Below are 26,090 nucleotides of genomic sequence, written 5' to 3' on the forward strand. Positions count from 1 at the left end.
CACCCATTTCTCCCCCAAGGGGACATACGGCTGCCGCACCCTGGAGACCCAGGTCACACCGGTCGGCGCTTCACTCCCGGGTCGGCCAAGATCGCCGTGTGAAAATTTGGCTTGACTCAGGTGGAGAAATTGTCGAGAGACGGGTGCGGACTGCCCGGTTTGAGCCGAATTTATCGGCAACTTTCCCCTTTCCGTCACATGAGGATGGTCTCCCTTTCCAGGGCTTTCCTTTCCGTTTCAGCGCCTTCATCCGTCATGCGACCGGACCGCCGGGACCTTTTCCCTCACCGCGCGCCTCCCCGCCCCGTGAGAGCAACGTTCCCTTCCGGTCACTCGGTGCCACAGCACGGAAACGCGTCCTCCCTACCTTCGGGACTCATCACCGCGTACGACACCTGGGCACCGCACAACCGTGGAGGCGTCATGACAGCCCCGAGCACAGCCCCCGCCGCCGGCAGGGGGGGCCGCTGGATCGAGCAGTGGGACCCCGAGGACGAGACGTTCTGGAACGAGACCGGGGAGAAGACCGCCCGGCGCAACCTCTGGTTCTCCGTCTTCTCCGAGCACATCGGGTTCTCGATCTGGACCATGTGGTCGGTCCTCGTGCTCTTCATGGGCCCGAAGTACGGGCTGACCCCCGCCGACAAGTTCATGCTCACGTCCATGGTCACGCTCGTCGGCGCCGTCGTCCGCGTCCCCTACACCTTCGCGGTCGCGATCTTCGGCGGGCGCAACTGGACGATCATCTCCGCGAGTCTGCTGCTCATCCCGACGATCGCCGCCTTCGCCGTGATGAAGCCGGGGACCTCCTTCTCCGCCTTCCTCGTCGTCGGGCTCCTCGCCGGCATCGGCGGCGGCAACTTCGCGTCCTCGATGACCAACATCAACGCCTTCTTCCCGCTGCGGAAGAAGGGGTGGGCCCTCGGCCTCAACGCGGGCGGCGGCAACATCGGCGTGCCGGTCATCCAGCTCGTCGCCCTCGCGATCATCGGCGCGAGCGGCGGGCCGCGCGTGCTGCTCGGGATCTACATCCCGCTGATCGTGGTCGCCGCCGTGCTCGCCGCCCTCTTCATGGACAACCTCGCCTCCGTGAAGAACGACACCGGCGCCGCCAAGGACGCCGCGAAGGACGCGCACACCTGGATCATGTCCTTCCTCTACATCGGCACCTTCGGCTCGTTCATCGGCTACAGCTTCGCCTTCGGGCAGGTGCTGCAGAACCAGTTCGGGCGCACCCCGCTGCAGGCGGCCTACGTCACCTTCATCGGCCCGCTGCTCGGTTCGCTGATCCGTCCCGTGGGCGGCTGGCTCGCCGACCGCTACGGCGGCTCGAAGATCACGCTGTGGAACTTCGTCGCCATGGGCGCGGCCACCGCCGTCCTGGTCTTCGCGAGCATGCAGAAGTCGCTGCCGCTGTTCACCGCCGCGTTCGTGGTGCTGTTCGTGCTCAGCGGGCTCGGCAACGGGTCGACGTACAAGATGATCCCCGGCATCTTCCAGGCCAAGGCCGTCGCCAAGGGTCTCGAGGGCGAGGAGGCCGCGGCGTACGGGCGGCGGCTGTCCGGTGCCTCCATGGGCCTCATCGGGGCCGTGGGCGCGCTCGGCGGCGTCGGCATCAACCTCGCCTTCCGGCAGTCCTTCCTCTCCTACGGCTCCGGCACCGGCGCCTTCGTCGCCTTCCTCGCCTTCTACGCCGTGGCCTTCGCGGTCACGTGGGCCGTATACCTTCGCCGCCCGGCCGCCCAAGCCCGGGCCAACGCTTCCTCCTCCGAGGCGAAGCAGCAGCTCAGCTATGCGGAAGTGTGAAGCGGCGGCTCAGCCACGCCGAGGTGTGACGTAACACCGGCGACATGAAGCCGAACCGAGCCTGTCACGAGCCGTTGACAGGCTCGGTCGGCATGTAGGTACGACGCGTACGACCGGTGTTCACAGCCATGTGGCCACCGGTACGCCGACTCGAGTGCGGGACGAGAGCCATGTACGACAACCAGCAGCGACCAGAACACGGCCCCCTGGCGGGGTTCACCGTGGGCGTGACGGCCGCGCGGCGCGCCGACGAGCTGGGGGCCCTGCTCCAGCGGCGCGGCGCGTGCGTGCTGCATGCGCCGGCCCTGCGCATCGTGCCGCTCGCCGACGACGGTGAACTGCTCGCCGCCACCAAGGAGTTGATCGAGCACGTGCCGGACATCGCGGTCGCCACCACCGCGATCGGCTTCCGCGGCTGGATCGAGGCCGCCGACGGCTGGGGGCTCGGGGAGGACCTGCTCGCCCGGCTGCGCGGGGTGCGGCTGCTCGCGCGCGGCCCGAAGGTCAAGGGCGCGATACGGGCGGCCGGGCTGACCGAGGAGTGGTCGCCCAGTTCCGAGTCCATGGCCGAGGTGCTCGACCGGCTCCTCGAAGAGGGCGTCGAGGGCCTCCGCATCGCCGTCCAGTTGCACGGCGAGCCGCTGCCCGGCTTCGTGGAGGCGCTGCGGGAAGGGGGCGCCGAGGTCGTGGGGGTGCCGGTGTACCGGTGGATGCCGCCGGAGGACATCGGGCCCATGGACCGGCTCCTCGACGCGATCGTCGCCCGGGGCCTGGAAGCGCTCACCTTCACCAGCGCACCCGCCGCCGCGTCGCTGCTGTCCCGGGCCGAGGAGCGGGGGCTGCTGCCGGAGGTGCTCGCCGCCCTGAACCACGACGTACTGCCCGCCTGCGTCGGTCCCGTCACCGCGCTGCCGCTCCAGGCCCGCGGCATCGACACGATCCAGCCCGAACGCTTCCGGCTCGGCCCGCTCGTCCAGCTCCTGTGCCAGGAACTGCCCGCCCGGGCCCGTACGCTGCCCATCGCCGGCCACCGGGTGGAGATCCGCGGGCACGCGGTCATGGTGGACGGGGCGCTGCGGCCCGTACCGCCCGCCGGAATGTCCCTGCTGCGCGCCCTGTCCCGGCGGCCCGGCTGGGTGGTCGCCCGCTCCGACCTGCTGCGCGCGCTCCCGGGCTCCGGGCGCGACGAGCACGCCGTGGAGACGGCGATGGCCCGGCTCCGGACGGCCCTCGGGGCGCCCAAGCTGATCCAGACGGTGGTCAAGCGCGGCTACCGGCTCGCACTCGACCCGGCGGCGGATTCCAAGTACGCGGACGTGTGAGCCGCGACGGTGGGCGATCGCGGCCCTCGCGCTCGCCCCGACGGCGGCCGACACGCGCGGTCCTCACCCTGGGGCATGCGCTCGTCTGCCGGCGACGCCTGCGCTCACGCCGTTGACCGGGTCAGCGAGGAGGGGGAGGGGACTGCGGGTCGGGAGCGCATGCTGCTTCCTGGGCGGCCATGACCTCGTCACCGTGCTCGAAGGCCCATGCGCCGACGGCGTCGATGGGCGCCAGCAAGGTCCGCCCCAGAGCGGTGAGCCGGTACTCGACCCGTGACGGGGCGTCGGGGGGCGCCTGCCGGTCGACCAGTCCGTTGAACTGCAGCCGACGCAGGGTCTCGTTGAGGACCTTGGAGCTGATGCCCCCGATCCGCTCCCGTAGTTCGACCGGGCGCCTTGGACCGTCGCGCAGCGCCCAGATCACCACGGCGTTCCAGGTGTTGGAGAGCAGGTCGAAGGCGAGGCGGGCGCGGCAGTCGGCGATGAAGGCGTCGGTCGTCACCTACCAAATGGTGCCCGAACCGCCTTCTAGCGTCGGTGTGAACGGTCGAAGCACGCGCGGAGAGGGAACCTGTGATGAGGATCGGCGTACTGGGAACGGGCAACATGGCCGACGCGCTCGCGGCCCACTGGGTGCGGGCCGGGCACGAGGTGATCGTCGGGGGACGGGACGCGCACAAGGCGGAGCGGCTCGCGACGCGCCTCGGAGGCGGCGCGAAGCCTGCCGGTCTGCGCGCGGCGGCCGAGTCCGGTCAGGTGGTCCTGGCCGCGCTGCCCTTCGGGGTGGGGGCAGACGTGGCACGGGGCCTGCGCACGGCCCTGGAGGGCAAGGTGCTGCTCGACTGCTCCAACCCGGTCGGGCCGGGCTTCCGGCTGCTGACGGAAGGAGGCCCGTCGGCCGCGCAGCGACTGGCCGCGGCGGCACCGGGGGCTTACGTGGTCAAGGCTTTCAACCTCTGTCACGAGGACGTGTGGCGCATGCGTCCGCCGGTCTTCGACGGGCGGCCGCTGGCCGTGCCGGTCTGCGGGGACGACGAGACGGCCCTCGCGCGCGTACGCGAGTTGGTGCAGGACGTGGGCTGCGAACCCGTGGCCGGCGGCGGTCTCGAACGTGCGGGACTCCTGGAAGCGACCGCCGCGCTGTTCATCGCCCTGTGGGTCGGCGAGGGAGCGGATGCGCAGGCGATCGCCCCTCCGCTGGCATACGCGGCCGGACCGGGGCCTGGCATCCGATCCGATCCCGGCCACTAGTGCCGCGACGGTCTCGTGCCCAGTCGGTGACGCCGTGGCGATCGGGGCCTTCCCGGGGCGTGTGCGGGCGGGCACTGTAAAGGGGGCGAGCAGGCGACTCCAAGGCGGTGACAGGCTCATGGCATCCGGCACGGTCACGGCCTCGTACACGTTGCGGTTCGGCTCCGGGCGGATCTGTCTGGACCTGCTCGCCACGACCCATCCCGAGGAACGGCTCGACTCGGTGGACCGGTTGCGGGCGTGGATCACCGGAGCCGGGCTGGTGCCGCCGGGCACCCCGCTGACCGGGGTGGACGCCGGCTGGCTGCGGGCGTTCCGCGAACTGCGCGAGGACCTCGGCCGGTTGGTGGGCGGGGAGCTGGACGGGTGTCCGGCGGACGGGGCGCTGGCCCGGGTCAACGCGGCGGCCCGGAGCGCACCGCCCGCGCCGTGCGCGGTCCGTACGGAGGACGGCGCGCTGGTACGACGGCTGCGCGCGCTGCCGACCTGCGAGGACCTGCTGGCGGCGGTGGCCCGCGAGGCCATAGAGCTGCTGACCGATCCGAAGGCCAGGGCGAGCCTGCGGCGGTGCGAGGGGGACAACTGCCCGATCGTCTACCTGGACACGTCCCGGGGCCGGCGCCGCCGCTGGTGCTCGAGCGAGGTGTGCGGCAACCGGGAGCGGGTGGCCCGCCACCGCAGACGGGCGGCGCTGGCGCGGACGTAGTGTCGCGGCAGGCGACGTCCGCCGGGCAAACGCTGCCCGCCGCGGCACCGGGACGAAGGTTCCGTCGCCGGACTCCCGCCCGCCGCCTCGGGGTTCACCCGCTTGGCTCGGTCACCGCGCCGCCGGGGGGCGCGGTGGTCGCGCGAGGGATCAGGTGGGTGGGCAGGACGATGTGGGGCGTGCGGTCGGCCTCGGGGTCGTCGATGAGCTTCAGGGCGAGTTCCCCGGCCTCCCGGCCCATGTCCGAGGGTGACTGGGCGATCGTGGACAGATCGAACCACTCGGCCACCTGGTGGTCGTCGAAGCCGATGACGGACATCCGCTCGGGCACCTGGATCCGTGCCGCGCGCAGGGTGTGGACGACGGCGACGGCCAGCTCGTCCTGCTCGGCGAAGACCGCCGTGGGCGGCTCCCGCAGGCTCAGCAGCGCGCCTATCCCCGCCCTGAGGCCGCGCTTGTCCTCGACCGACATGGTGACCACCAGCTCGTCGTCCAGGGGTATGCCGGCCTCGGCGAGCGCCTGCCGGTAGCCGAGCAGCCGTTCGCGCGAGCTGAAGGTGAAGCCGGTGGCACCCACCGTCGGCACGAAGGCGATCCTGCGGTGCCCGAGGTTGAGCAGGTGCCGGGTGGCCTTGCAGCCTCCGGCCACGTCGTCGACGTAGACGCTGGGGCGGCCCTTGGCGTGCTGGCTGACGTAGATCACCGGCATCCCGAGGTCGTCCAGCCGTGCCATCTCCTCGTCGGTGAGGTCGAAGCCGAAGACGAGGAGCGCGTCGGCGTTCCGCCGGGCCGGGAGGTGCTCGAAGAACGAGGTGCGCTCGGCCATGTCCGGGATGACGTAGACGTTCAGCCCCATGCCGGCCGCGCGCAGCAGCGGGCCCAGGCTGGACAGCGCCGATCCCATGAACCACGAGTTGAGCGTGGGCACGAGCACCGCGACGACCCCGGTCTTCCCCGTGACCAGGCTCGCCGCCTGCCGCGAGACCGCGAAGTCCAGCTCGCTGGCGGCCTGTTCGACCCGGGCGCGGACGTCCGCCGAAACGGAGGTCAGACCGCGCAGGGTGCGCGAGACGGTGGACACGGAGACGCCGGCGCGTTCGGCGACATCGGCCATCGTGGGGTGCCGTTGAGCTGGTGACATGAGCGGAAGTTAGCACAAAACCCCACGGCCGAGAGAAGGTTCGTGAAAGCGCTGTCACGATCTCCACGCGGGGTGATTTGCCCGCTTTGATCGTGAATTGGCCATCTTGCTCTCTCGAACCCGTCCGTATTACCGACAAGTTACCGATTGACTTCCCTCGAGTGCACTCCTAGCGTGCAAGCGTTGTCTCGGCGGAGCCCAAGACGTTGCCCCGCAACTTTCCACATGCTCTCTGACCTGCGTTTTTACTGCGCAAGACGCCGTGACAACACTGTCAGCCGCGCCTTCGGTTCCGTACGACCAGGAGAGAGACAGTGATGACCAGGACCACCAGAGCCCTTCAGTGTTCGGCGACGCTCGTCGCCGCCGGGCTGCTCCTCACCGCCTGCGGCTCGTCCGGCGGCAGCGGCAGCTCGGGGCAGGACGCCCAGAGCACGTCGTTCACGGGCCGTGGCCCCATCACGTACGTGGCCGGCAAGGACACCACCGGCACCGTCCAGACGATCATCGACCGCTGGAACAAGCTGCACCCCAAGGAGAAGGTCACCTTCATCCAACTGCCGACGGACGCGGACTCACAGCGGCAGCAGATGATCCAGAACGCGGAGACGAAGTCCGACGCCTACACGGTGCTCTCCCTCGACGTCGTGTGGACGTCGGAGTTCGCCGCCCACCAGTGGATCGACCGCCTGCCCGACAACCGGTTCCCGCTGCAGAACATGCTGAAGCCGGTGGTGGAGACCGCGAAGTACCGCGGAGGTCTGTACGCCGTCCCGGGCAGCTCGGACGGCGGCATGCTGTACTACCGCACCGACCTGCTGAAGAAGGCCGGCATCACCAGCCCTCCGACCACCTGGTCCCAGATGACGGCCGACTGCGCCAAGGTGAAGAAGCTGCCCGAGGCCAAGGGCATGTCCTGCTACGCCGGGCAGTTCCAGAAGTACGAGGGCCTGACGGTGAACTTCTCCGAGGCCGTGAACTCGGCGGGCGGCGTCGTCACCGACGCGAACGGCAAGCCGGACGTCGACACCCCGCAGGCGAAGAAGGGCCTGGACTTCCTCGTCGACTCCTTCAAGGACGGGACGATCCCCAAGGAGGCCATCACCTACCAGGAGGAGGACGGCCGCCAGGCGTTCCAGTCCGGCAAGCTGGTCTTCCTGCGCAACTGGCCGTACGTGTACGCGCTGGCCGAGAAGAGCCCGATCGCGGGGAAGTTCGCGGTGGCTCCGCTGCCCGGCCTGAACGGGACCGGCTCCTCCAGCCTGGGCGGTCACAACCTGGCCCTGTCGTCCTTCGCGAAGAACAAGGCCACGGCCGTGGACTTCATGAAGTTCTTCAGCAGCGAGGAGAGCGCGAGCTACTTCCTCAAGGCCGCCTCCCTCGCCCCGCCGTACGCGAACCTGTACGACGACGCGTCGCTGGACAAGCAGTACCCGTACCTGCCCGTCCTCAAGCAGTCCATCCTGCATGCCGTGCCGCGCCCGCGGGTCGTGCAGTACGGGGACGTGACCTCGGCGATCGAGAAGGAGTCCTACGCCGCCCTGTCCGGCACCAAGAGCAGCTCGCAGGCTCTGAAGGACCTGCAGGCGGACCTGCAGAAGCTGACGGCGCAGTGAGGACCCGGGTCATGACCGACACCGAGATCCCTTCCGGAAGCACCGTGCCGGAGCCCGGGGCGGTCGACCGCCCCGGGCGGGCCCCCGCGCTGCGCAGCCGCCGGCACACCGGGGCCCGTGCCACCACGGGCACCGGCCGGCTGGCGGCGCTGCTGGTCTCCCCCACGCTCCTGGTGCTGACGATCGTCGTGATCTACCCGACGCTCATGGCGCTCAACGAGTCGCTGTACGGGCCGAAGGGGCTGGACCCCAAGACCGGTTTCATCAGCAACACCGAGCCGTTCGTGGGCCTGAAGAACTACACCGCCATCTTCACCCAGGCCGGTGACCGGTTCTGGAACGCCTTCTGGAACACCACCCTCTTCACCGTCGTCACGGTCCTGCTGGAGACGGTGATCGGTGTGGCCATGGCACTGATCATGCACAAGGCGTTCCGGGGCCGGGCCGTGGTGCGGGCGAGCATCCTCGTGCCGTGGGCGATTCCCACCGCCATCTCCGGCCTGCTGTGGCGGTGGATCTTCAACGCCGACGGAATCGCCAACGTCCTCGTCGGGCACCAGGTCCTGTGGACCGCCGACGGCTTCGCGGCCAAGGCCGCGGTCGTCATCGCCGACGTGTGGAAGACCGCCCCCTTCATCGGGCTGCTGGTCCTGGCCGGCCTGCAGGTGATCCCGAAGGAGGTCTACGAGGCGGCCCGGATCGACGGGGCCACCGCCTGGGGCCGGTTCTGGCACATCACCCTGCCGCTGGTGAAGCCCGCGCTGCTGGTGGCGGTGCTGTTCCGGTGCCTTGACGCGCTGCGGATGTTCGACCTGCCCTACATCCTCATCGGCGCCCAGAAGAACTCGGTGGAAACCCTGTCGATGCTCGCGCAGAACGAAGCCTCCAACGTCCGCTTCGGACCCGCCTCCGCCTACGCGGTGCTCCTCTTCCTCTATGTCTTCCTCATCGCGCTCGCCTTCGTCCGGCTGCTGGGCGCCGACCTCGTCGGCGACGGCGGCGCCAGGCGCGAGCGCCGGACCGGGCGCCGGGGCGTCATGGCGCTGCGCCGTGCGGAGGTGACGGCATGACCCTCACAGCCACCTGGCGTCAGCGGCTGCCGTACCTGGGTGTCGCCGCGGTGGTCGCCTACTGCCTGGCCCCGTTCTACTGGATGCTGGTCTCCAGCCTGCGGCGCGACGACGACATCTTCAGCACCTCGCTGTTCCCCTCGCCGCTGTCGTTCCAGAACTACCGGGCGGTGTTCAGCCCCTCCCAGGGGTTCTCACGGGCGCTGCTCAACAGCCTGATCGTCGCCGGCATCACCACGGCGCTGGCGCTGCTGCTGGCCACGTTCACCGCGTACGCGATGGCCCGGCTGGAGTTCCGGTTCAAGCGGCTGATCCTCACACTGATCATCGCCACCTCGATGTTCCCGGTGGTGTCGATCGTGGTCCCGCTGCTGAAGCTGTTCACGGACATCGGCTGGATCAACACCTACCAGGCCATGATCGTGCCGAGCATGTCCTTCGCGCTGCCGCTGGCGGTGTGGAACCTGACCACGTTCTTCCGTCAGATGCCGGACGAGCTGGAGCACGCCGCGATGGTCGACGGCTGCACCCGCGGCCAGGCGTTCCGCAGGATCATCATCCCGCTCGCCGCGCCCGGCATCTTCACCACCGCGATCATCACCTTCATCGCCGCCTGGAACGAGTTCCTCATCGCCCTGTCGATGACCAACAAGCCCGGCATGCAGACGGCGACGGTCGCGATCTCGAAGTTCTCCGGGGCCACGACGTACCAGACGCCGTTCGGCAGCCAGATGGCGGCAGGCGTCATCGTCACCATCCCGCTGGTGATCATGGTGCTGTTCTTCCAGCGCCGTATCGTCGCCGGACTCACCGCAGGCGCGGCCAAGTAGGCACCCGGCGCCGCGCCGCCCCTTCCCGACGTCCAAGGAGTAACGCACTCGTATGTCCGGTACCGCACCGTGGTGGCGCAGCGCCGTCATCTATCAGATCTACATCCGCAGTTTCGCCGACGGAAACGGTGACGGCGTCGGCGACATCGCCGGCATCCGCTCCCGTCTGCCGTACCTGAAGTCGCTCGGGGTCGACGCCATCTGGATCAACCCCTGGTACAAGTCGCCGATGGCGGACCACGGTTACGACGTGGCGGACTTCCGCGAGATCGACCCGCTGTTCGGCACCGTGGCCGAGGCGGAGGAACTGATCGAGGAGGCGCACCGGCACGGGATCCGCGTGATCCCCGACATCGTGCCCAACCACACCTCCGACCAGCACGCCTGGTTCCGGGCGGCGCTCGCGGCGGGGCCGGGCAGCCCCGAGCGTGAGCGCTACGTCTTCCGGCCCGGCCGCGGGCCCGACGGCGCGGAACCGCCCAACGACTGGGTCTCCTCCTTCGGCGGCCCGGCCTGGACGCGGCTGCCCGACGGCGAGTGGTACCTGCACCTGTTCGCCCCCGAGCAGCCCGACCTCAACTGGGAACACCCCGAGGTGAGGGCCGAGTTCGAGTCGATCCTGCGGTTCTGGTTCAGCCGGGGCGTGGACGGGTTCCGGATCGACGTGGCGCACGGACTCGTCAAGCACCCCGAACTGCCCGACCTGCCGCCGCGCCAGGAACCGGCGGTGCTGGGACCGCTCTCCCGCCGGGACGACGCGCAGGACCGGGTCCGGCAGCACGTCGACCACCCCCACTGGGACCGTGACGAGGTCCACGAGATCTACCGGGCGTGGCGCAAGGTGGCCGACGAGTTCCCCGGCGACCGCTCCTTCGTCGCCGAGGCCTGGGCGGACACCCCCGAGCGGCTCGCCGCCTACGTCCGCCACGACGGCCTGCACACCGCGTTCAACTTCGACTTCCTGATGGCGAGCTGGGACGCGAAGGACCTGCGCGCGGTCATCGACGACTCGCTCGCCATGCTCGGCGCGGTGGGCGCCCCCGCCACCTGGGTGCTGTCCAACCACGACGTGATGCGCCACGTCAGCCGCTACGGCCGCAGGACCGTCAAGCGGTGGCTGGCCAACGAACGCTACGAGCCCGAAGGCCCCCTGGACGTCGAGCTGGGCACCCGGCGCGCCCGCGCGGCGGCGCTGCTGATGCTCGCCCTGCCCGGCGGCGCCTACGTCTACCAGGGTGAGGAACTGGGCCTGCCGGAGGTGGAGGACCTGCCCGAGTCGGTGCTCCAGGACCCGATCTGGGAGCGCTCCGGGCACACGCAGCGCGGCCGTGACGGCTGCCGGGTGCCGATCCCCTGGTCCGGGCGGACGGCGCCGTTCGGCTTCAGCCCCGAGGGCGCCTCGGCCGCACCCTGGCTGCCGCAGCCCGCCGGCTGGGGCGAGCGCAGCGTGGAGGCGCAGACCGGCGACGAGACGTCGATGCTGGAGCTGTACCGCCGGGCCCTGCGCGTGCGCCGCGAGCACCCGGCGCTCGGCGAGGGCACTCTGACCTGGCGGGACGCCCCCGCCTCCGTCCTCGCCTTCGACCGCGACCCCGGCTTCCTGTGCGTGGTCAACCTCTCGGCAGAGGCGTACCGGCTGCCGGAGCACACCTCGGTGCTGCTCGCGAGCGGTCCGGTCGAGGGCGGCCTGCTGGCACCGGACCACGCGGTCTGGCTCGCGGTGTAGCCGTCCACGGGAACACCAGGGCCTGTCCGGTGCCCTCCCCGCTCACCGGACGGACCCTGGTCCCACCCGACCCACCCGGGTCTGGTGGGACCAGGCGGGCGCGAGCCGCCCGGCCCGGATGGCTCGCGCCCGCCTACGCCCCGCCGTCAGTCCGGGGCGTTCATGCTCTCGGCGTCGACGGCCGGGATCCATCCGTCCCCGGGCCGCCGCAGCCATCCCTCCGCGGCGGCGATCTCGGCCGCGGCCTGTCGAAGCGCATCGAGCCCCGGATGCGACAGCCCCTGCCGCCACACCAGCGAGACGGGAGAGAGCGGCACGGGATCGACGAGCGGGCGCCGCACCGTCCCGGGCAGGGCGGGGAAGTCCACCACGGCGAGGATCGGGTGGCGCGTCCTGGCCATGATCCGCTGGAACTCCTCCTCCCCGACGGCCAGCGGCACCGGTGGCGCGACCCGGATGCCCCGCCCGTCGAAGAGACGGTGCGCGAGGTCGGTCCACTCCGGCGTGCGCGGGTTGCCGGCGCCTGCGTACACCGTCTCCCCGGCCAGCGCGGCGAGCGGCACCGCCTCACGCGACGCCAGACGGTGGTCCTCGGGCAGGATGAGCGCCATCGGTTCGTACCGCACGGGCTGCCGGCCGAGCCCGGCCCGCAGCGCCGGGGGGAGGCCCGCGAACCGGCCGAACGACGCGTCCAGCCGGCCCGCGAGCACTTCGGCCGCGGCATGGGTCAGGCCGCTCTCGTAGCGGGCCATCAGCTCCAGGCCGGGGGCGAGGTCGCGGGCCCGCAGCAGCACCCTGCGCCCCGTGACCAGGCCCGGTGAGTTCAGGTCGACCAGCAGCGGGCGCGCCTGCCCGAAGGCGGCGAGGAGGTCGTCCTGCGCGTCCAGCACCCGGCGCGCGTACGGCAGCAGGCGCTCGCCGTCGGGGGTCAGCGTCACCTGACGCGTCGTACGGACGAACAGCTCGGTGCCCAGCTCCCGCTCCAGCCTGCGGATGTCCCGGCTCAGCGCCTGCTGGGCGATGTAGAGGCGGGCCGCGGCACGGGTGAAGTGCAGTTCCTCCGCGACGGCGAGGAACGCGCGGAGCAGGCGGGGGTCGACGGCGGCGGGCATCCGGCGAACTTACAACCCAGATGCGTCAATCGCCACGGAGTAAGTGTTGGACCGCAGGTCACGGGCCGGGCGACGCTTCCCTGCATGCCGCACCCCTCCTCCCGTAGACCACCCCTGCTCACCGTCGTCCAGGACGCCCTGGTCGCCGCCGACTTCACCCCGCGCACCGCCGGCGGGGCGCCCGCCCCGCGCAACCCCTACCGCCGTCTGTTCACTCACCCCGGCACCCGTGCCTTCACGATCGGGAACCTTATCGCCCGGCTCCCCACGGGCATGTTCAGCGTGAGCGCGGTCATCATGGTCGCCGGGTCCCGGGGCTCGTACGCCCTCGCCGGAGCGGTCACCGCCACCGGTCTCGTGGCCACGGCCCTGGCCGCGCCCTGGGTCGCGCGCCTCGTCGACCGTCACGGCCAGGCCCGGATCGCCCTGCCCGCCACCCTGTTCGCGCTGCTCGGGAGCCTCGCGCTGGCCCTGTGCGTGCACTACGGCGCTCCCGACTGGACCCTGTTCGCCGCCTACACCGCCACCGCCACCACCCCGAACATCGGCGGCCTGTCCCGCGCCCGCTGGGCCCACCTGTTCCGCACCGCCCCCGAGGCCCTGCACACGGCGAACTCCTTCGAGCAGGCCGCCGACGAGCTGTGCTACCTGCTCGGCCCGGTGCTCGCCGCCTTCCTCTGCACCCGGATCTTCCCGGAGGCCGGCACCCTGACCGGTGCCTTCCTGCTGCTCACCGGCATGCTGATCTTCACCAGCCGGCGCGCCACGGAACCGCCGCCGAGCCCCCGCCCGGCCGGCCGGCCCCCGCTGCGCGCCCCCGGCATGCCGCCGCTCCTGCTCGGTCTCCTCGCCACCGGCGCGATCTTCGGCGCGATGGAGGTCGTCACCGTGGCGTTCGCGGACGCACAGGGTCACAAGGCGGCCGCCGGCCCGGTCCTGGCCCTGCAGGCCGCCGGATCGTGCGCCGCCGGTCTGCTGTACGGCACGCTGCGGCCCGCCGGTCCCGCCGAGCGCCGTTACACGTGGTGCCTCGCGGCGATGACCGCCCTCATGGCCCTGCCCCTGCTGGCGGCGCGCACCTCCGGCTCCCTCCTCGCCCTCGCGCCCGCCCTCCTGCTCGCGGGCATGGCCACCGCCCCGACGATGGTCACCGCGATGACCCTGGTCCAGCGGCGCACCCCCGAGGGCCGGCTGAACGAGGGCATGACCCTCGCCGTGACGGCTCTCCTGGGTGGTGTGGCCTGCGGCTCCGCCACCGGCGGCTGGACGGTCGAGCACCTCTCCCCGACCGCGGGTTTCACCCTCCCCACGGCCGCCGCCGGCCTCGCCCTGACGACCAGCCTGGGCCACAGGCTGCTCAAAAGAATCCGCACCGATTCCTGCGCCCCCCATTGACGCCGCCGGAGCCCCCACATACCTTCGCCCGTCGAAGCGCTTCGACAGCACGCATCGAAGCGATTCGACGGACGCTGCGTGATATCTGCGATACCCATCCGACTCCCCTGGAGGCACTGGATGTTGACGGCACGACGACGTGTGGTGGCGACGGCTGCGGCGGTCCTGTCCGGATCCCTGCTCCTGGCCTCCTGCGGTGGCTCGGACAGCGGTTCTTCCGACGGCAAGACGCTCAAGCTGTGGCACTACGAGGGTCCGGACAGCGCGATGGGCGCCGCCTGGAACGAGGCCATCAAGGAGTTCGAGGCCAAACACCCGGGCGTGAAGGTGAAGTTCGAGGAGAAGGGCTTCGAACAGATCCAGAAGACCGCGCCCATGGTGCTCAACTCCTCCGACGCACCCGACATCATGGAGTACAACAAGGGCAACGCGACGGCGGGCCTGCTGTCCAAGCAGGGACTTCTCACTGATCTGACCGCCGAGGTCACCAAGCGCGGCTGGGACAAGAAGCTCAGCGCGGGCGTGAAGACCACGAGTCAGTACGACGCGAACGGCGTCATGGGCTCCGGCAAGTGGTACGGAGTGCCCAACTACGCCGAGTACACCATGGTCTTCTACAACAAGGACCTGTTCAAGAAGTACGGGATCGCCGAGCCGAAGACGTTCGACGACCTGACCTCCGCGATGGACAAGTTCGTCGCCAAGGGGATCACCCCGCTCGCCAACGCCGGCGCCGAGTACATGGCCCAGCAGTACCTGTACCAGCTCGCGCTGTCGAAGGCCGACCGCTCCTGGGTCGACAGTTACGAGCTGTACAAGGGCAAGACCGACTTCCACGACGCGGCCTGGACGTACGGCGCGACCACCTTCGCCGACTGGGTGAAGAAGGGCTACATCGGCAAGACGTCCAGCGGCACCAAGGCCGAGGACGCGGGCGTCGCGTTCATCCAGGGCAAGAACCCGATCCTGTTCAGCGGAAGCTGGTGGTACGGCCGCTTCAAGTCGGACAACAAGTTCGACTGGGGCACCATGCTCTGGCCGGGCTCCAACCTCACCCTCGGCTCCGGCGGCAACCTCTGGGTCGTGCCCAAGGGCGCCAAGAACAAGGACCTCGCCTACGACTTCATCGACATCACCATGTCGCCGAAGATCCAGAACCTGCTCGGCAACAAGGGCGGCGTCCCGGTCGCGGCCGACCCGAACGCCATCACCGACCCGCAGTCCAAGACCCTCATCGCCAACTTCAACACGCTCTCCCAGCGCGACGGCCTGGCGTTCTACCCCGACTGGCCCGTCCCCGGCTTCTACGACACCCTCGTCTCCGAGACGCAGAAGCTGATCACCGGCAGTGAACAGCCGGACGCCTATCTCAGCGCGCTGCAGAAGGCGTACGACCAGGGCGCGCCGAAGCAATGACGATCACCGTCGAACGGGGCGCGCGGGCCGTCGGCAAGCGCCCGCACACCGGCCCGCGCCGCCCCCGCGCCCAGACGTCGTACGCGCTCTTCCTGCTCCCGGGTGTCCTCGCGTTCCTCGCCGTGATCATCGTCCCGTTCCTGATGAACACGGGCGTGAGCTTCACCGAGTGGAGCGGTGTCGGCTCGCCGAAGTGGACCGGGCTCGCCAACTACCGGCAACTGCTGGACGACAGCGAGTTCTGGGCGTCGTTCCGGCACAGCCTGTTCATGGTCGTCGCCATGGCGGTCGTGCCGACGATGATCGGGCTGGTCCTCGCCGCCGCGTTGTTCGACTACATCGGCAAGCACTTCGGCAGCAAGACGGCCGCCGTGCTGCGGGCCTGCTTCTACCTGCCTCAGGTGCTGCCGATCGCGGTCGCCGGCATCGTCTGGAGCTGGATCCTCGCCCCCGACAACGGCTCCCTGAACGCGTTGCTGAAGGCGGTCGGGCTCGGCTCCTGGCAGCAGGACTGGCTCGGCGACCCGGACGTCGCGCTCTACAGCGTCATGGGAGTGATGGTGTGGGTGCAGCTCGGCTTCCCGCTCGTCGTCTTCATGGCCGGGCTCCAGCGGGTCGACCCGCAGCTCTACGAGGCGGCCGAACTGGACGGCGCCGGCTGGTGGCGCCGCTTCTGGCACATCACGCTGCCGCAGATCAGGCCGGAGATCTACGTGGTGCTGACCTGGTGCACGGTCGCGGCGCTGAAGGTGTTCGGGGCGGTGTACGTGCTGACGAAGGGCGGCCCGGGCGGTGCCACCGACGTCCCGTCCTACTTCTCCTTCACCACCTTCTTCGAGAAGACGCAGGCCGGGTACGGCGCCGCGATCTCCACCGTCCTCACCGCGATCATCCTCGTCCTGGCGATGGTGGGCCTCAAGCTCCAGACCCGCGCCGAGGACGCCGAGGAAGGGGCCCGCGCATGACCGCCGTACGCACCGAGATCCGCACCCGGCCCCGGACGGCCCTCGGCCGCTACCCCGTTCTCGTGGCCCTGTGCATCGCGGCCCTGTTCATGGTGCTGCCGTTCCTGATCGTCGCCGTCAACGCGGTCAAGTCCCCCGCCGAGTACTCCCAGCACGGGCCGCTCAGCCTGCCGAAGGGCCTGTACCTGGACGGGCTGAAGGACTTCTGGCAGCGCGTCGACTACGGCCAGAAGCTGTTCAACTCCGTGCTGATCAGCGGCTCGGTGGCCGTCCTGGCGGCGGTGCTGTCCGTGCTGAACGCGTACGCGATCGGCATCGGCCGCATCAAGGGCCGCACCTGGGTGCTGGCCTTCTTCGTGCTCGCCAACGTGCTGCCGCAGGAGGCGCTGGTCTACCCGCTGTACTACCTGAGCAAGCAGGCCGGCCTCTACGACACCCGGCTGAGTGTGATCATCGTCTTCACGGTGATCCAGGCCGCCTTCGGCACCTATCTGCTCTCCTCGGTCCTCGGGCAGTTCCCGCGCGAGATCATCGAGGCGGCCCGGATCGACGGGGCGAACAAGTGGCAGGTGCTGTGGCGGATCGTGGTCCCGGTCAGCCGTCCCACGATCGGGGTGCTGCTCGTCTTCTTCTTCATCTGGACGTGGAACGAGTTCCTGCTGCCCCTGGTCATGCTGATCTCCAACGACAACCAGACGGTGTCGGTGGCGCTCGGCGTCCTGCAGGGCCAGCGCCTGATGGACGCCACGATGACCAATGCGGCCGCCCTGCTGGGCGTGTTGCCCGCCATCGTCTTCTTCCTCGTCTTCCAGCGGACTCTCACCCGCGGCATCGCCGTGGGTGCCGTCAAGTAGGGGGCACGCTTGAAGTTCACCGACGGCTACTGGCTGCTGCGCGAGGGCGTCACCGCGGCCCATCCGGTGCAGGTCCTGGACGTGACCACGCCCCCGGGAGCCCTGGAGATCCATGCGCCGACCCAGCCCATCCGCCACCGCGGCGACCTGCTGAAGGGACCGGTCGTGACGATCAGCGCGCACGCGCCGATGCCGGACGTCATCGGCCTGACCTTCACCCACTTCGAGGGCGAGCAGCCCCGGGGGCCGCGGTTCGAGATCCGGCGGGACGACGACTTCACGCCGCACGCCGAGTACGACGAGGAGACCGCCACCCTCACCGCGGGCGCCCTGTCCGTACGCGTCGCCCGCACCGGTCCCTGGCACGTCGGCTTCCTCGCCCACGGCCGCACCCTGACCACCAGCGGCCCCAAGAACATGGGCATCATGCGCGACGCGACCGGCGCCCACTACCTGCGCGAACAGCTCAACCTGGGGGTCGGCACGTCGGTCTACGGCCTCGGCGAACGCTTCGGTCCGCTGGTGAAGAACGGCCAGGTCGTCGACATCTGGAACGCGGACGGCGGCACCGCCACCGAACAGGCCTACAAGAACGTCCCGTTCTACATCACGGACGCCGGCTACGGCGTCTTCGTCGACCACCCGGGCAAGGTGTCCTTCGAGGTCGGCTCGGAGGCCGTGTCGCGGGTCCAGTTCAGCGTGGAGAGCCAGCAGTTGACGTACTACGTCATCTACGGGCCCACCCCGAAGGACATCCTGCGCAAGTACACGGCCCTCACCGGCCGCCCGGCCCTGCCGCCCGCCTGGTCGTTCGGACTGTGGCTGTCGACCTCCTTCACCACCTCCTACGACGAGGCCACCGTCACCTCCTTCATCGACGGCATGAAGGAGCGCGACCTCCCGCTGTCCGTCTTCCACTTCGACTGCTTCTGGATGCGCGAGTTCAACTGGTGCGACTTCCAGTGGGACCCGCGGGTCTTCCCCGACCCGGAGGGCATGCTGTCCCGGCTCAAGGAGCGGGGACTGCGGGTGTGCGTCTGGATCAACCCCTACATCGCGCAGCGCTCCCCGCTGTTCGCCGAGGGCAAGGCGCTCGGCCACCTGCTGAAGAAGCCGGACGGCAGCGTGTGGCAGTGGGACCTGTGGCAGCCGGGCATGGCACTGGTCGACTTCACCAGCCCGGACGCCCGCGACTGGTACGCCGCCAAGCTGGAGGCGCTGCTCGCCCAGGGCGTGGACTGCTTCAAGACCGACTTCGGGGAGCGCATCCCGGTCGACGTGGCCTACGCGGACGGCTCCGACCCGGAGCGGATGCACAACTACTACACGTACCTGTACAACCGGACCGTCTTCGAAGTGCTGCGCAAACACCGCGGCGAGCAGGAGGCCGTGGTCTTCGCCCGCTCGGCGACCGCGGGCAGCCAGAAGTTCCCCGTGCACTGGGGCGGCGACTGCGAGGCCACCTACGAGTCGATGGCCGAGTCGCTGCGCGGCGGGCTCAGCCTCGGGCTGTCGGGCTTCGGTTTCTGGAGCCACGACATCGGCGGCTTCGAGGGCACGCCGACCCCGGCGCTGTTCAAGCGGTGGCTCGCCTTCGGTCTGCTGTCCTCGCACAGCCGGCTGCACGGCAGCTCCTCCTACCGGGTGCCGTGGCTGTTCGACGAGGAGTCCGTGGACGTGCTGCGGCACTTCACCAAGCTGAAGCTCCGCCTGATGCCGTACCTGTACGAGGCCGCGCGCACCGCCCACGCCGAGGGCGTGCCGATGATGCGGGCGATGGTGCTGGAGTTCCCGGACGACCCCGGCTGCGCGCATCTGGAGCGGCAGTACATGCTCGGCCCGGACCTGCTGGTCGCGCCGGTCTTCAGCGACGACGGCGACGTCTCCTACTACGTGCCCGAGGGCGAGTGGACCCACTTCCTGACCGGGCGGACGGTGACCGGGCCGCGCTGGGTCCGGGAGCGGCACGGGTTCTCCAGCGTTCCGCTGCTGGTCAGGCCGGGTGCGGTGATCCCGGTCGGCGCGGTGGACGACCGCCCCGACTATCCGCACGCCGGCGGGGTCACCCTGCGCGCGTTCCGGTTGGAGCAGGGCGCGCAGGTGACGGTGCCGGTCGGGGACGTGACCTTCACCGTCGTGCGGGAGGGGAAGACGCTGCGGGCCTCCTGCAGTGACCCCCGGGCCCCGTGGGCGCTGGCGGGCGGGGAGCGGAGCGCGCGTGCGGCGGCGGGCACCGGATTCCTGTCGCTGGAGCTGGAGTCGGACCGGGATCCGGACGCGGACTCGGAACCGGATGCGGACCCGGTTTCGGAGTGATGGTTCCTTCCCCCACAGGAGCTGGACTGACATGGTGAAGATCACGGACGTGGCCCGGTACGCGGGGGTCTCCCCCAGCACCGTCTCCTACGCCCTCAGCGGCAAGCGCCCCATCTCCGAGGAGACCCGGCAGCGCATCGAGGCGGCCATCCGCGAGCTGGGCTACCGCCCGCACGCCGGCGCCCGCGCGCTGGCCAGCAGCCGGTCCAACGTGCTGGCGCTGGTGATGCCGCTGCGCTCCGGGATCAACGTCCCCGTGGTGATGCAGTTCGCGGTGTCGGTGGTGACGGCCGCGCGGCGGCACGACCACGACGTGCTGCTGCTCACCCAGGAGGAGGGCGAGGAGGGCCTGCGGCGCGTGGCGGACACGGCGCTCGTGGACGCGCTGATCGTGATGGACGTCCAGTTGCACGATCCGCGCCTGCCGCTGCTGCGGGCCCTGGACCGGCCGTCCGTGCTGATCGGTTTCCCGGCCGCCGCGCAGGGTCTGACCTGCATCGACCTCGACTTCATGGCGGCGGGGGAGCTGTGCGTGGAGCACCTGGCGGGGCTGGGGCACCGGGTGGTCGCGCTGGTCGGGTCGCCGCCGGAGGTGTATGTGCGGGGCACCGGGTTCGCGCAGCGGGTCGTGCAGGGATTCACCGCGGCGGCCGACCGGCACCGGCTGGTGTCGTCGGTGCACCCCTGCGAGGCCGTGCCGGCCGCCGCCCGCGGGGTCGCCGAGCGACTGCTGCGCGAGCACCCCGCGCTGACCGGGGTGGTCGTGCACAACGAGGCGGTGCTCGAGCCGCTGATCGACGCCTTCGAATCGCTCGGCCTGCGCGTACCCGGCGATCTGTCCGTCACCGCGATCTGCCCGGAGGAGCAGGCCGCGGGCGCCCGGGTGCCGGTCACGTCCGTCGCCATCCCGTCCGCCGAGGTGGGTGAGCGGGCGGTGGAGCTGCTGATGAAGAAGCTGGGCGGAGCGGCCGTTCCGGAGGCGACGCTGCTCGTTCCGCACCTCACGCTGCGCGCGAGCACGGCACCGCGCTCGGCGCCCTGAACCCCCCGAAGTCCTGAAATCCGTCACCTTGCAAGGCCCTACCGAAGGAGCCGCGACATGACAGGCACGCGAGGAAGACGCAGAACCACCCTGCTGGTGGCCCTGGCCCTGATCGCGGGGCTCGGCGCCACCGTCCCCGCCCACGCGGGCGACCCCGCGTACCCCTTCCGCAACCCGAACCTCACCGTCGACCAGCGTGTGGACGACCTGCTCTCCCGGCTCACCCTCGACGAGAAGATCTCCCTCCTCCACCAGTACGAACCCGCCATCCCCCGCCTGGGAATCCAGTCCTTCCGCACCGGCACCGAGGCCCTGCACGGCGTGGCCTGGCTCGGCAAGGCGACCGTCTTCCCCCAGGCGATCGGGCTCGCCTCCACCTGGGACCCGGCGCTGATCCGCCAGGTCGGCTCGGCGGTCGGCGACGAGGCGCGCGGCTTCCAGCAGCAGCGCCCGGCCGGCTGGGGCCTCAACCTGTGGGCGCCGGTGGTCAACCTGCTGCGCGACCCGCGCTGGGGCCGCAACGAGGAGGGCTACTCCGAGGACCCGTACCTCACCGGCTCGATCTCCACCGCCTACGGCACCGGCCTGACCGGCGGCGACCCGGACCACCTCAAGACGGCACCCACGATCAAGCACTTCCTCGCCAACAACAACGAGGTCCACCGCGACACCACGTCCTCCGAGCTGCGCCCGCGCGTGCTGAAGGAGTACGACGAGCAGGCGTTCAAACCGGCGATCGAGGCGGACGCGGCGACGGGCGTCATGTCCTCGTACAACCTCGTCAACGGCCGCCCCAACACGGTGAACCCGGCCATGGACGACACCGTCCGCACCTGGACCTCGCAGGACCTGCTGAACGTCACGGACGCCGCCGCGCCGGGCAACCTGGTCGGCAGCCAGAAGTACTACGGCACCCAGGCCGAGGCGGACGCGGCGGCGCTGAAGGCCGGCATCGACAGCTTCACCGACAACGACAGCGACTCCGGGCCGACGACGGCGGCGATCAAGTCGGCGCTGTCGTCGGGCCTGTTGAAGGAGTCGGACGTCGACGGTGCGGCACGCCACGTCCTGAGCATCCGGGTCCGGCTCGGCGAGTTCGACCCGGGCGGCGGGAAGTACGGCTCCATCGACGCCTCCGTCATCGACAGCCCGGCGCACCGCGCACTGGCCCGCAAGGCGGCGACCGAGGCGGCGGTACTGCTGAAGAACGACGGCGCGCTGCCGCTGCGGAAGTCCGGGAGCGCGGCGGTGGTCGGCCCGCTCGCCGACACCCTCTACACGGACTGGTACTCGGGGAGCCTGCCGTACGCGGTGACACCGAAGGACGGCGTCGAGGCCAAGCTCGGCACGTCCGTGGCGGGCAGCGAGGGCGTGGACCGGATCGCGCTGAAGGACACGGCGACCGGGAAGTACGTGACGGCGGGGGCCGGGGATGCGGGCGCTGCGCTGAAGGAGACGACGGACTCGGGTGCCGGCACGCAGTTCGACGTGTTCGACTGGGGCTCGGGCATCGTGACCCTGCGCTCGGCCGCGAACGGAAAGTACGTCGGCTACAACTGGTCGAACTTCGTCAACGACCAGGCGCAGCCGAACGGTTGGTTTGTACAGCAGCAGTTCAAGCTGGAGCGGCAGGACGACGGGACGTACCTGCTGCGGTACGCGGGCTACGAGACCGGCGAGTCCTGGTGGTCGAACCCGGTGTACCTGGGCCCGGTGGACGCGGACGGCACGCTCGGCCTGGTCGCCAAGGACAAGGCCGCGCACTACTCGAAGGACGTGGTCCGCAGCGGTGTCGACGACGCGGTGGCGGCGGTGAAGGGCAAGGACGCGGCCGTGGTGGTGGTCGGCTCGATGCCCGCGATCAACGGCCGCGAGGCCCACGACCGCACCGACATGGGCCTGGCACCGTCACAGGAGGCGCTGGTCAGGGCGGTGCGCAAGGCCAACCCGAAGACGGTGGTCGTGGTCGAGAACAGCTACCCCACCACACTGGGCGCCCTGCAGAAGGAGGTCCCGGCCCTGCTGTGGACGACGCACGCGGGGCAGGAGACGGGCAACGCGCTGGCCGACGTGCTGTACGGCGACGCGAACCCGGCGGGCCGACTGACCCAGACGTGGTACCGCTCGGAGTCGGACCTGCCGTCGATCCTGGACTACGACATCATCAAGTCGGACCGCACGTACCTGTACTACAGGGGCCGGCCGCTGTACCCCTTCGGCTACGGCCTGTCGTACACGACGTTCCGCTACGGCGGCCTGAAGCGGGTCTCGGGCGGCTACGAGGTGAAGGTCACCAACACGGGCCGGCGGGCCGGTGACGAGGTGGTCCAGTTGTACGTCCACCAGCGGGTGTCCCGTGACAAGCAGCCGCTGAAGGAGCTGAAGGCGTACGAGCGGGTGTCGCTGAAGCCGGGGCAGACCAGGACGGTCCGGCTGAAGCTGCGGGATGCGGACCTGGCGCACTGGGACGTCACGCGCTCCAAGTGGGTGGTGGAGACGGGGACGTACGACGTGATGGTCGGGTCGTCGTCATCGGACATCCGCGAGCGTGCGTCACTGCAGGTGCGCGGCGAGACGATCCCGCCCCGGGACCTCTCAGGGGTGACGCGGGCGGAGAACTTCGACGACTACGACGCGATCAGCCTGGTGGACGAGTCGAAGGCGAGCGGGACGGCGGTGTCGGCCTCCGCGGACGGTGCGTGGCTGAAGTTCGCCGACACGCGGCTGGGTTCGGGCACCTCGGCGGTCACGGCGCGGCTGGCGGGCGCGGCCGGGACGCTGGAGGTACGGCTCGGCTCGCCCACGGGCAGGCTGGTGGGCACGGCGCGCTTCGACGGGACGGCGTCGCCGTACACGTACGACACGGTGACGGCTCCACTGACGGGAGCGCGGGGTCGGGCGGACGTGTACCTGGTGCTGAGCAAGGGGCTGCGGCTCTCGACGTTCACGCTCCGCTGACGCACCGGACCGCGTACCGGCTCACCCGGGCCGGTACGCGGTGCACCGGTTCACCCGGCCGCCGGATCCTCGAGGAACCGCAGCAGCACAGCGGCCTCCGCCCTCAGCCGCGCGGCTCGGTCCGCATGGCCTGGGGCGGCCAACTGGTCCGCGGCCTCCAGCCGTTCGGCGGCCTCGGCCCGCACGATGTCCGCCACACTTCGCTCGCTCAGCTCACGACGCTGTGCCTCCGCGACGCCGACGCCGACCGGCGACTCCTCGAGGGCTGTGCCGCGCGACTCGGCTTCGCCCACCGGCACCGCCTCGGCGTTGTCCAACGCGGCGAGCGTGGCGCGCAGGGCGCTCACCGCGACTTTGTCGCGGGCGCGCATCGCTTCCGGGAGGGCTTGCCGCAGGCGGAGACGTAAGGTCATGCCGCTGACCGTACGGCCCGGCTCCCGGGCCGACAACGGGATATCCACGAGCGGGGTCAGCGACGGACGACCCAGGCGAGGGGGCGGCGTCCGCAGATGTCGGAGCCGTACCAGCCGTCTTCGTCGGTGCAGTCCATCCACGGGTGGTAGACGAGCCGGTGCCCGAGATAGTGCACATGGTGCGCGTACCGCACGGCGTCGAGGGCGGCGGCCAAGGGCCACAGGACGAGCAGGGCGGCCCACAGGATCGCCAGGGCGACGAGGACGTGCCGGTTGAGGTCGAGGTCGTCCGCGCCCCCGCCGAGTTCTCCGAGGAGGGCGCCGGGCGTGCAGCCGGTAGCGGTGAGGAACGCCATGCCGAGAGCCAGGTAGGCGACCGTGCCGAGGAGAAGTGCCAGCGTGTTCAACCGTTCCTCCCGCTTGTCGTGCCACTGGGGTACCGGTGTGGTTCCATGGTGGGGAGGCCTCCGCCCGGACCGGTTATCCAAGCGGGGACCCCTTTCACCGGTAGGCGGTTACCGACCGGGAGCCCTCAAGCCTTCTGAGGACTGCCGGTCACCGCCCGTTGAGCCACCTCCAGAACTCCCGGATCACTGCGTAGATCCGCTTGTGCAGAGGCTTCTTCGGCTTCCGGCGGCACCCCGTCGGCGCCCTCCTTCCGGACGAGGCAGCCAAGATCCCGGTGACTGCCGCCTTCAGGCTCGGGCCAGTCCCCGGAGGCGTGGGGCCCGGAACGTCCGGGGAAGGAGGGCGCGTTGAGCGCGCCCGCTGATCGTAGCGTCGCAACTCCCGTCATATGCCGGCCATTTCACACTCAGCAGACATGTGCGATATACGACGGTATGGCCGCGTGAGCACCGCGTCGGCCCCGAGGTGAGAGACGCCGGGATCGGTGTGAGACTGGGCTCGGAAGGGGTGATCCCCGTGCCGGACCCACCGCACGCGTCCGCCGGTCCCGACACCGCCGTCGACGAGGAGCGGCTGGAAGAGCTGATCGTCGAGGCGCAGACCGCCCTGCCCGTCGAACTGCCCGCCCTGGCGATCCGGTGCGCCTCGGCCCTCGGTCTGGACACCGCGCAGATCTACCTCGCCGACCTGCAACAACAGCTTCTCATCCCACTCGACGAGACCCTGGAGCCGCTTGCGGTGGACCGCTCGTCGGCCGGCTGGGCCTACCGCACGCTCTCCCCGCGGGTGACCGAGGCCGACGACGGCTTGATCCTCTGGATGCCGCTGGTCGACGGTGCGGAACGGCTCGGCGTGTTGGCGGTGGGGACCGCCTCGCTGGACGGGGTGCGGATGCGGCGCAGCCGGATACTGGCCCATCTGTTCGCCATGCTGATCACCTCCAAGCGCACCTACAGCGACTGGCTCGCCGCCCGCATCCGCACCGCGACCATGCGGTTGCCCACCGAGATGCTGCGGGCCTTCCTGCCGCCCCGCACCATCGGCAGCAGCAAGTGCGTCTCGACCGCGGTCCTGGAACCGGCGTACGACATCGCCGGCGACGCCTTCGACCACTCGGTGGTCAAGAACCTGCTGCACACCCTGATCCTCGACGCCATGGGTCACGATCTGGCCTCCGGCCTGACGACGTCGGTCGCCATGGCGGCGGCGCGCAACGCCCGCCGCGGCGGTCACGACCTGACCGACGTCGTCGGGGCCGTCGACCAGGCGCTCGCCCAGTGGCTGCCCGACCACTTCTGCACCGGCGTGCTGTGCCGGCTCGACGCGAACACCGGGGTGCTGCGCTGGGTCAACTGCGGTCACCCGCCGCCGCTGCTGATCCGTGGCGAGCGGGTGCTCGACGGGGCGCTGGACAGCCCACCGCAGCCGCCGATCGGCCTGGCCGGCCTCCTCGCCCCGGCAGCCCGGCAGGTCCACGAGACGACACTGGAACCGGGCGACTGCGTCCTGCTCTACACCGACGGTGTCGTGGAGGCTCGCGACGCGGACGGCGCGGAGTTCGGACTCGACCGGTTCACCGACTTCATCATCCGCTCCAACGCCGCCGGCCAGCGCCCCGCCGAGGTCCTGCGGCTGCTCTTCCACGCCATCCTCGACTACCAGAACAACCGACTGCGGGACGACGCGACCATCCTGCTCTTCGAATGGCGCCCGCAACACCGCTGACGCGGCATCGCCCCGTCT

The 26,090-nt window shown here is 70.5% G+C and carries 21 protein-coding genes; 16 read left to right on the top strand and 5 right to left on the bottom strand.

Going from position 1 to position 26,090, the window contains the following annotated elements:
• Window positions 1-423: 423 nt before the first annotated feature.
• Complete coding sequence (locus ACZ4SW_RS25910; RefSeq protein ID WP_468250393.1) at window positions 424-1,806, top strand: nitrate/nitrite transporter; 1,383 nt, start codon at window positions 424-426, stop codon at window positions 1,804-1,806.
• 170 nt (window positions 1,807-1,976) lie between these two features.
• Entirely contained in the window at window positions 1,977-3,128 is a 1,152-nt protein-coding gene (locus ACZ4SW_RS25915) for a uroporphyrinogen-III synthase (RefSeq protein WP_468250395.1), read from the top strand.
• Window positions 3,129-3,249: 121 nt separating this feature from the next.
• Here the strand turns inward: ACZ4SW_RS25915 and ACZ4SW_RS25920 are convergent, their stop codons facing one another.
• Window positions 3,250-3,630 (bottom strand): winged helix-turn-helix transcriptional regulator, encoded by a 381-nt coding sequence (locus ACZ4SW_RS25920; protein ID WP_468250397.1) that lies wholly within the window; start codon window positions 3,628-3,630, stop codon window positions 3,250-3,252.
• Window positions 3,631-3,704: 74 nt separating this feature from the next.
• Here ACZ4SW_RS25920 and ACZ4SW_RS25925 point away from each other — a divergent pair, with 74 nt between their 5' ends.
• Window positions 3,705-4,379, top strand: coding sequence for an NADPH-dependent F420 reductase (locus ACZ4SW_RS25925; RefSeq protein WP_468250399.1), 675 nt, complete (start codon window positions 3,705-3,707; stop codon window positions 4,377-4,379).
• A gap of 118 nt (window positions 4,380-4,497) precedes the next feature.
• The gene (locus tag ACZ4SW_RS25930) at window positions 4,498-5,085 is read left to right on the top strand and encodes a CGNR zinc finger domain-containing protein (RefSeq protein WP_468250401.1); all 588 of its coding nucleotides are present in this window, start codon (window positions 4,498-4,500) and stop codon (window positions 5,083-5,085) included.
• A 94-nt stretch (window positions 5,086-5,179) separates the two neighbouring features.
• Here the strand turns inward: ACZ4SW_RS25930 and ACZ4SW_RS25935 are convergent, their stop codons facing one another.
• A complete protein-coding gene (locus tag ACZ4SW_RS25935; RefSeq protein ID WP_468250403.1) occupies window positions 5,180-6,226 on the bottom strand; it encodes a LacI family DNA-binding transcriptional regulator in 1,047 nt (348 codons plus the stop codon).
• Window positions 6,227-6,543: 317 nt separating this feature from the next.
• Between ACZ4SW_RS25935 and ACZ4SW_RS25940 the strand changes: the two genes are divergently transcribed.
• The 4 genes from ACZ4SW_RS25940 to ACZ4SW_RS25955 are packed head-to-tail and all read left to right on the top strand — an operon-like array spanning window position 6,544 to window position 11,468.
• Entirely contained in the window at window positions 6,544-7,842 is a 1,299-nt protein-coding gene (locus ACZ4SW_RS25940) for an ABC transporter substrate-binding protein (protein ID WP_468250405.1), read from the top strand.
• Between the two features lie 11 nt (window positions 7,843-7,853).
• Entirely contained in the window at window positions 7,854-8,912 is a 1,059-nt protein-coding gene (locus ACZ4SW_RS25945) for a carbohydrate ABC transporter permease (RefSeq protein ID WP_468250407.1), read from the top strand.
• Complete coding sequence (locus ACZ4SW_RS25950; protein WP_468250409.1) at window positions 8,909-9,742, top strand: carbohydrate ABC transporter permease; 834 nt, start codon at window positions 8,909-8,911, stop codon at window positions 9,740-9,742. Before ACZ4SW_RS25945 ends, ACZ4SW_RS25950 begins: the two co-directional genes overlap by 4 nt.
• A 52-nt stretch (window positions 9,743-9,794) precedes the next feature.
• Window positions 9,795-11,468, top strand: a complete 1,674-nt coding sequence (locus ACZ4SW_RS25955) for a glycoside hydrolase family 13 protein (protein ID WP_468250411.1) — start codon at window positions 9,795-9,797, stop codon at window positions 11,466-11,468.
• 146 nt (window positions 11,469-11,614) lie between these two features.
• Here ACZ4SW_RS25955 and ACZ4SW_RS25960 read toward each other — a convergent pair whose 3' ends face one another.
• The gene (locus ACZ4SW_RS25960; RefSeq protein WP_468250413.1) at window positions 11,615-12,580 is read right to left on the bottom strand and encodes a LysR family transcriptional regulator; all 966 of its coding nucleotides are present in this window, start codon (window positions 12,578-12,580) and stop codon (window positions 11,615-11,617) included.
• A gap of 84 nt (window positions 12,581-12,664) precedes the next feature.
• Between ACZ4SW_RS25960 and ACZ4SW_RS25965 the strand changes: the two genes are divergently transcribed.
• The 7 genes from ACZ4SW_RS25965 (at window position 12,665) to ACZ4SW_RS25995 (ending at window position 23,526) form a co-directional block, all read left to right on the top strand.
• A complete protein-coding gene (locus ACZ4SW_RS25965) occupies window positions 12,665-13,975 on the top strand; it encodes an MFS transporter (RefSeq protein WP_468250416.1) in 1,311 nt (436 codons plus the stop codon).
• A gap of 120 nt (window positions 13,976-14,095) precedes the next feature.
• Window positions 14,096-15,391, top strand: a complete 1,296-nt coding sequence (locus ACZ4SW_RS25970) for an ABC transporter substrate-binding protein (RefSeq protein WP_468250418.1) — start codon at window positions 14,096-14,098, stop codon at window positions 15,389-15,391.
• A complete protein-coding gene (locus ACZ4SW_RS25975; protein ID WP_468250420.1) occupies window positions 15,388-16,356 on the top strand; it encodes a carbohydrate ABC transporter permease in 969 nt (322 codons plus the stop codon). The genes ACZ4SW_RS25970 and ACZ4SW_RS25975 overlap by 4 nt, the downstream gene beginning before the upstream one ends.
• Window positions 16,353-17,210, top strand: coding sequence for a carbohydrate ABC transporter permease (locus ACZ4SW_RS25980; protein WP_468250422.1), 858 nt, complete (start codon window positions 16,353-16,355; stop codon window positions 17,208-17,210). Before ACZ4SW_RS25975 ends, ACZ4SW_RS25980 begins: the two co-directional genes overlap by 4 nt.
• 9 nt (window positions 17,211-17,219) lie before the next feature.
• On the top strand, window positions 17,220-19,526 hold the full coding sequence (gene yicI, locus ACZ4SW_RS25985; RefSeq protein ID WP_468250424.1) for an alpha-xylosidase: 2,307 nt from the start codon (window positions 17,220-17,222) through the stop codon (window positions 19,524-19,526).
• A 31-nt stretch (window positions 19,527-19,557) separates the two neighbouring features.
• A complete protein-coding gene (locus ACZ4SW_RS25990) occupies window positions 19,558-20,568 on the top strand; it encodes a LacI family DNA-binding transcriptional regulator (RefSeq protein ID WP_468250426.1) in 1,011 nt (336 codons plus the stop codon).
• Window positions 20,569-20,625: 57 nt separating this feature from the next.
• Window positions 20,626-23,526 (top strand): glycoside hydrolase family 3 protein, encoded by a 2,901-nt coding sequence (locus tag ACZ4SW_RS25995; RefSeq protein WP_468250429.1) that lies wholly within the window; start codon window positions 20,626-20,628, stop codon window positions 23,524-23,526.
• Window positions 23,527-23,576: 50 nt separating this feature from the next.
• Here the strand turns inward: ACZ4SW_RS25995 and ACZ4SW_RS26000 are convergent, their stop codons facing one another.
• Together ACZ4SW_RS26000 and ACZ4SW_RS26005 are read right to left on the bottom strand one after the other, a co-directional pair.
• Complete coding sequence (locus ACZ4SW_RS26000) at window positions 23,577-23,897, bottom strand: hypothetical protein (RefSeq protein WP_468250541.1); 321 nt, start codon at window positions 23,895-23,897, stop codon at window positions 23,577-23,579.
• Window positions 23,898-23,995: 98 nt separating this feature from the next.
• Entirely contained in the window at window positions 23,996-24,346 is a 351-nt protein-coding gene (locus tag ACZ4SW_RS26005; RefSeq protein ID WP_468250431.1) for a hypothetical protein, read from the bottom strand.
• A 517-nt stretch (window positions 24,347-24,863) separates the two neighbouring features.
• Here ACZ4SW_RS26005 and ACZ4SW_RS26010 point away from each other — a divergent pair.
• A complete protein-coding gene (locus ACZ4SW_RS26010; RefSeq protein ID WP_468250433.1) occupies window positions 24,864-26,072 on the top strand; it encodes a PP2C family protein-serine/threonine phosphatase in 1,209 nt (402 codons plus the stop codon).
• Window positions 26,073-26,090: the final 18 nt, after the last annotated feature.

The sequence above is a fragment of the Streptomyces sp. NPDC028331 genome (assembly GCF_055565775.1).

Bases quoted from the DNA above. Each gene is read 5' to 3' on its own strand.
- ACZ4SW_RS25910 (WP_468250393.1), top strand. From the start codon at position 424: ATGACAGCCCCGAGCACAGCCCCCGCCGCCGGCAGGGGGGGCCGCTGG.
- ACZ4SW_RS25915 (WP_468250395.1), top strand. From the start codon at position 1,977: ATGTACGACAACCAGCAGCGACCAGAACACGGCCCCCTGGCGGGGTTC.
- ACZ4SW_RS25925 (WP_468250399.1), top strand. From the start codon at position 3,705: ATGAGGATCGGCGTACTGGGAACGGGCAACATGGCCGACGCGCTCGCG.
- ACZ4SW_RS25930 (WP_468250401.1), top strand. From the start codon at position 4,498: ATGGCATCCGGCACGGTCACGGCCTCGTACACGTTGCGGTTCGGCTCC.
- ACZ4SW_RS25935 (WP_468250403.1), bottom strand. From the start codon at position 6,226: ATGTCACCAGCTCAACGGCACCCCACGATGGCCGATGTCGCCGAACGC.
- ACZ4SW_RS25940 (WP_468250405.1), top strand. From the start codon at position 6,544: ATGACCAGGACCACCAGAGCCCTTCAGTGTTCGGCGACGCTCGTCGCC.
- ACZ4SW_RS25945 (WP_468250407.1), top strand. From the start codon at position 7,854: ATGACCGACACCGAGATCCCTTCCGGAAGCACCGTGCCGGAGCCCGGG.
- ACZ4SW_RS25950 (WP_468250409.1), top strand. From the start codon at position 8,909: ATGACCCTCACAGCCACCTGGCGTCAGCGGCTGCCGTACCTGGGTGTC.
- ACZ4SW_RS25955 (WP_468250411.1), top strand. From the start codon at position 9,795: ATGTCCGGTACCGCACCGTGGTGGCGCAGCGCCGTCATCTATCAGATC.
- ACZ4SW_RS25960 (WP_468250413.1), bottom strand. From the start codon at position 12,580: ATGCCCGCCGCCGTCGACCCCCGCCTGCTCCGCGCGTTCCTCGCCGTC.
- ACZ4SW_RS25965 (WP_468250416.1), top strand. From the start codon at position 12,665: ATGCCGCACCCCTCCTCCCGTAGACCACCCCTGCTCACCGTCGTCCAG.
- ACZ4SW_RS25970 (WP_468250418.1), top strand. From the start codon at position 14,096: ATGTTGACGGCACGACGACGTGTGGTGGCGACGGCTGCGGCGGTCCTG.
- ACZ4SW_RS25975 (WP_468250420.1), top strand. From the start codon at position 15,388: ATGACGATCACCGTCGAACGGGGCGCGCGGGCCGTCGGCAAGCGCCCG.
- ACZ4SW_RS25980 (WP_468250422.1), top strand. From the start codon at position 16,353: ATGACCGCCGTACGCACCGAGATCCGCACCCGGCCCCGGACGGCCCTC.
- ACZ4SW_RS25990 (WP_468250426.1), top strand. From the start codon at position 19,558: ATGGTGAAGATCACGGACGTGGCCCGGTACGCGGGGGTCTCCCCCAGC.
- ACZ4SW_RS25995 (WP_468250429.1), top strand. From the start codon at position 20,626: ATGACAGGCACGCGAGGAAGACGCAGAACCACCCTGCTGGTGGCCCTG.
- ACZ4SW_RS26000 (WP_468250541.1), bottom strand. From the start codon at position 23,897: ATGCGCGCCCGCGACAAAGTCGCGGTGAGCGCCCTGCGCGCCACGCTC.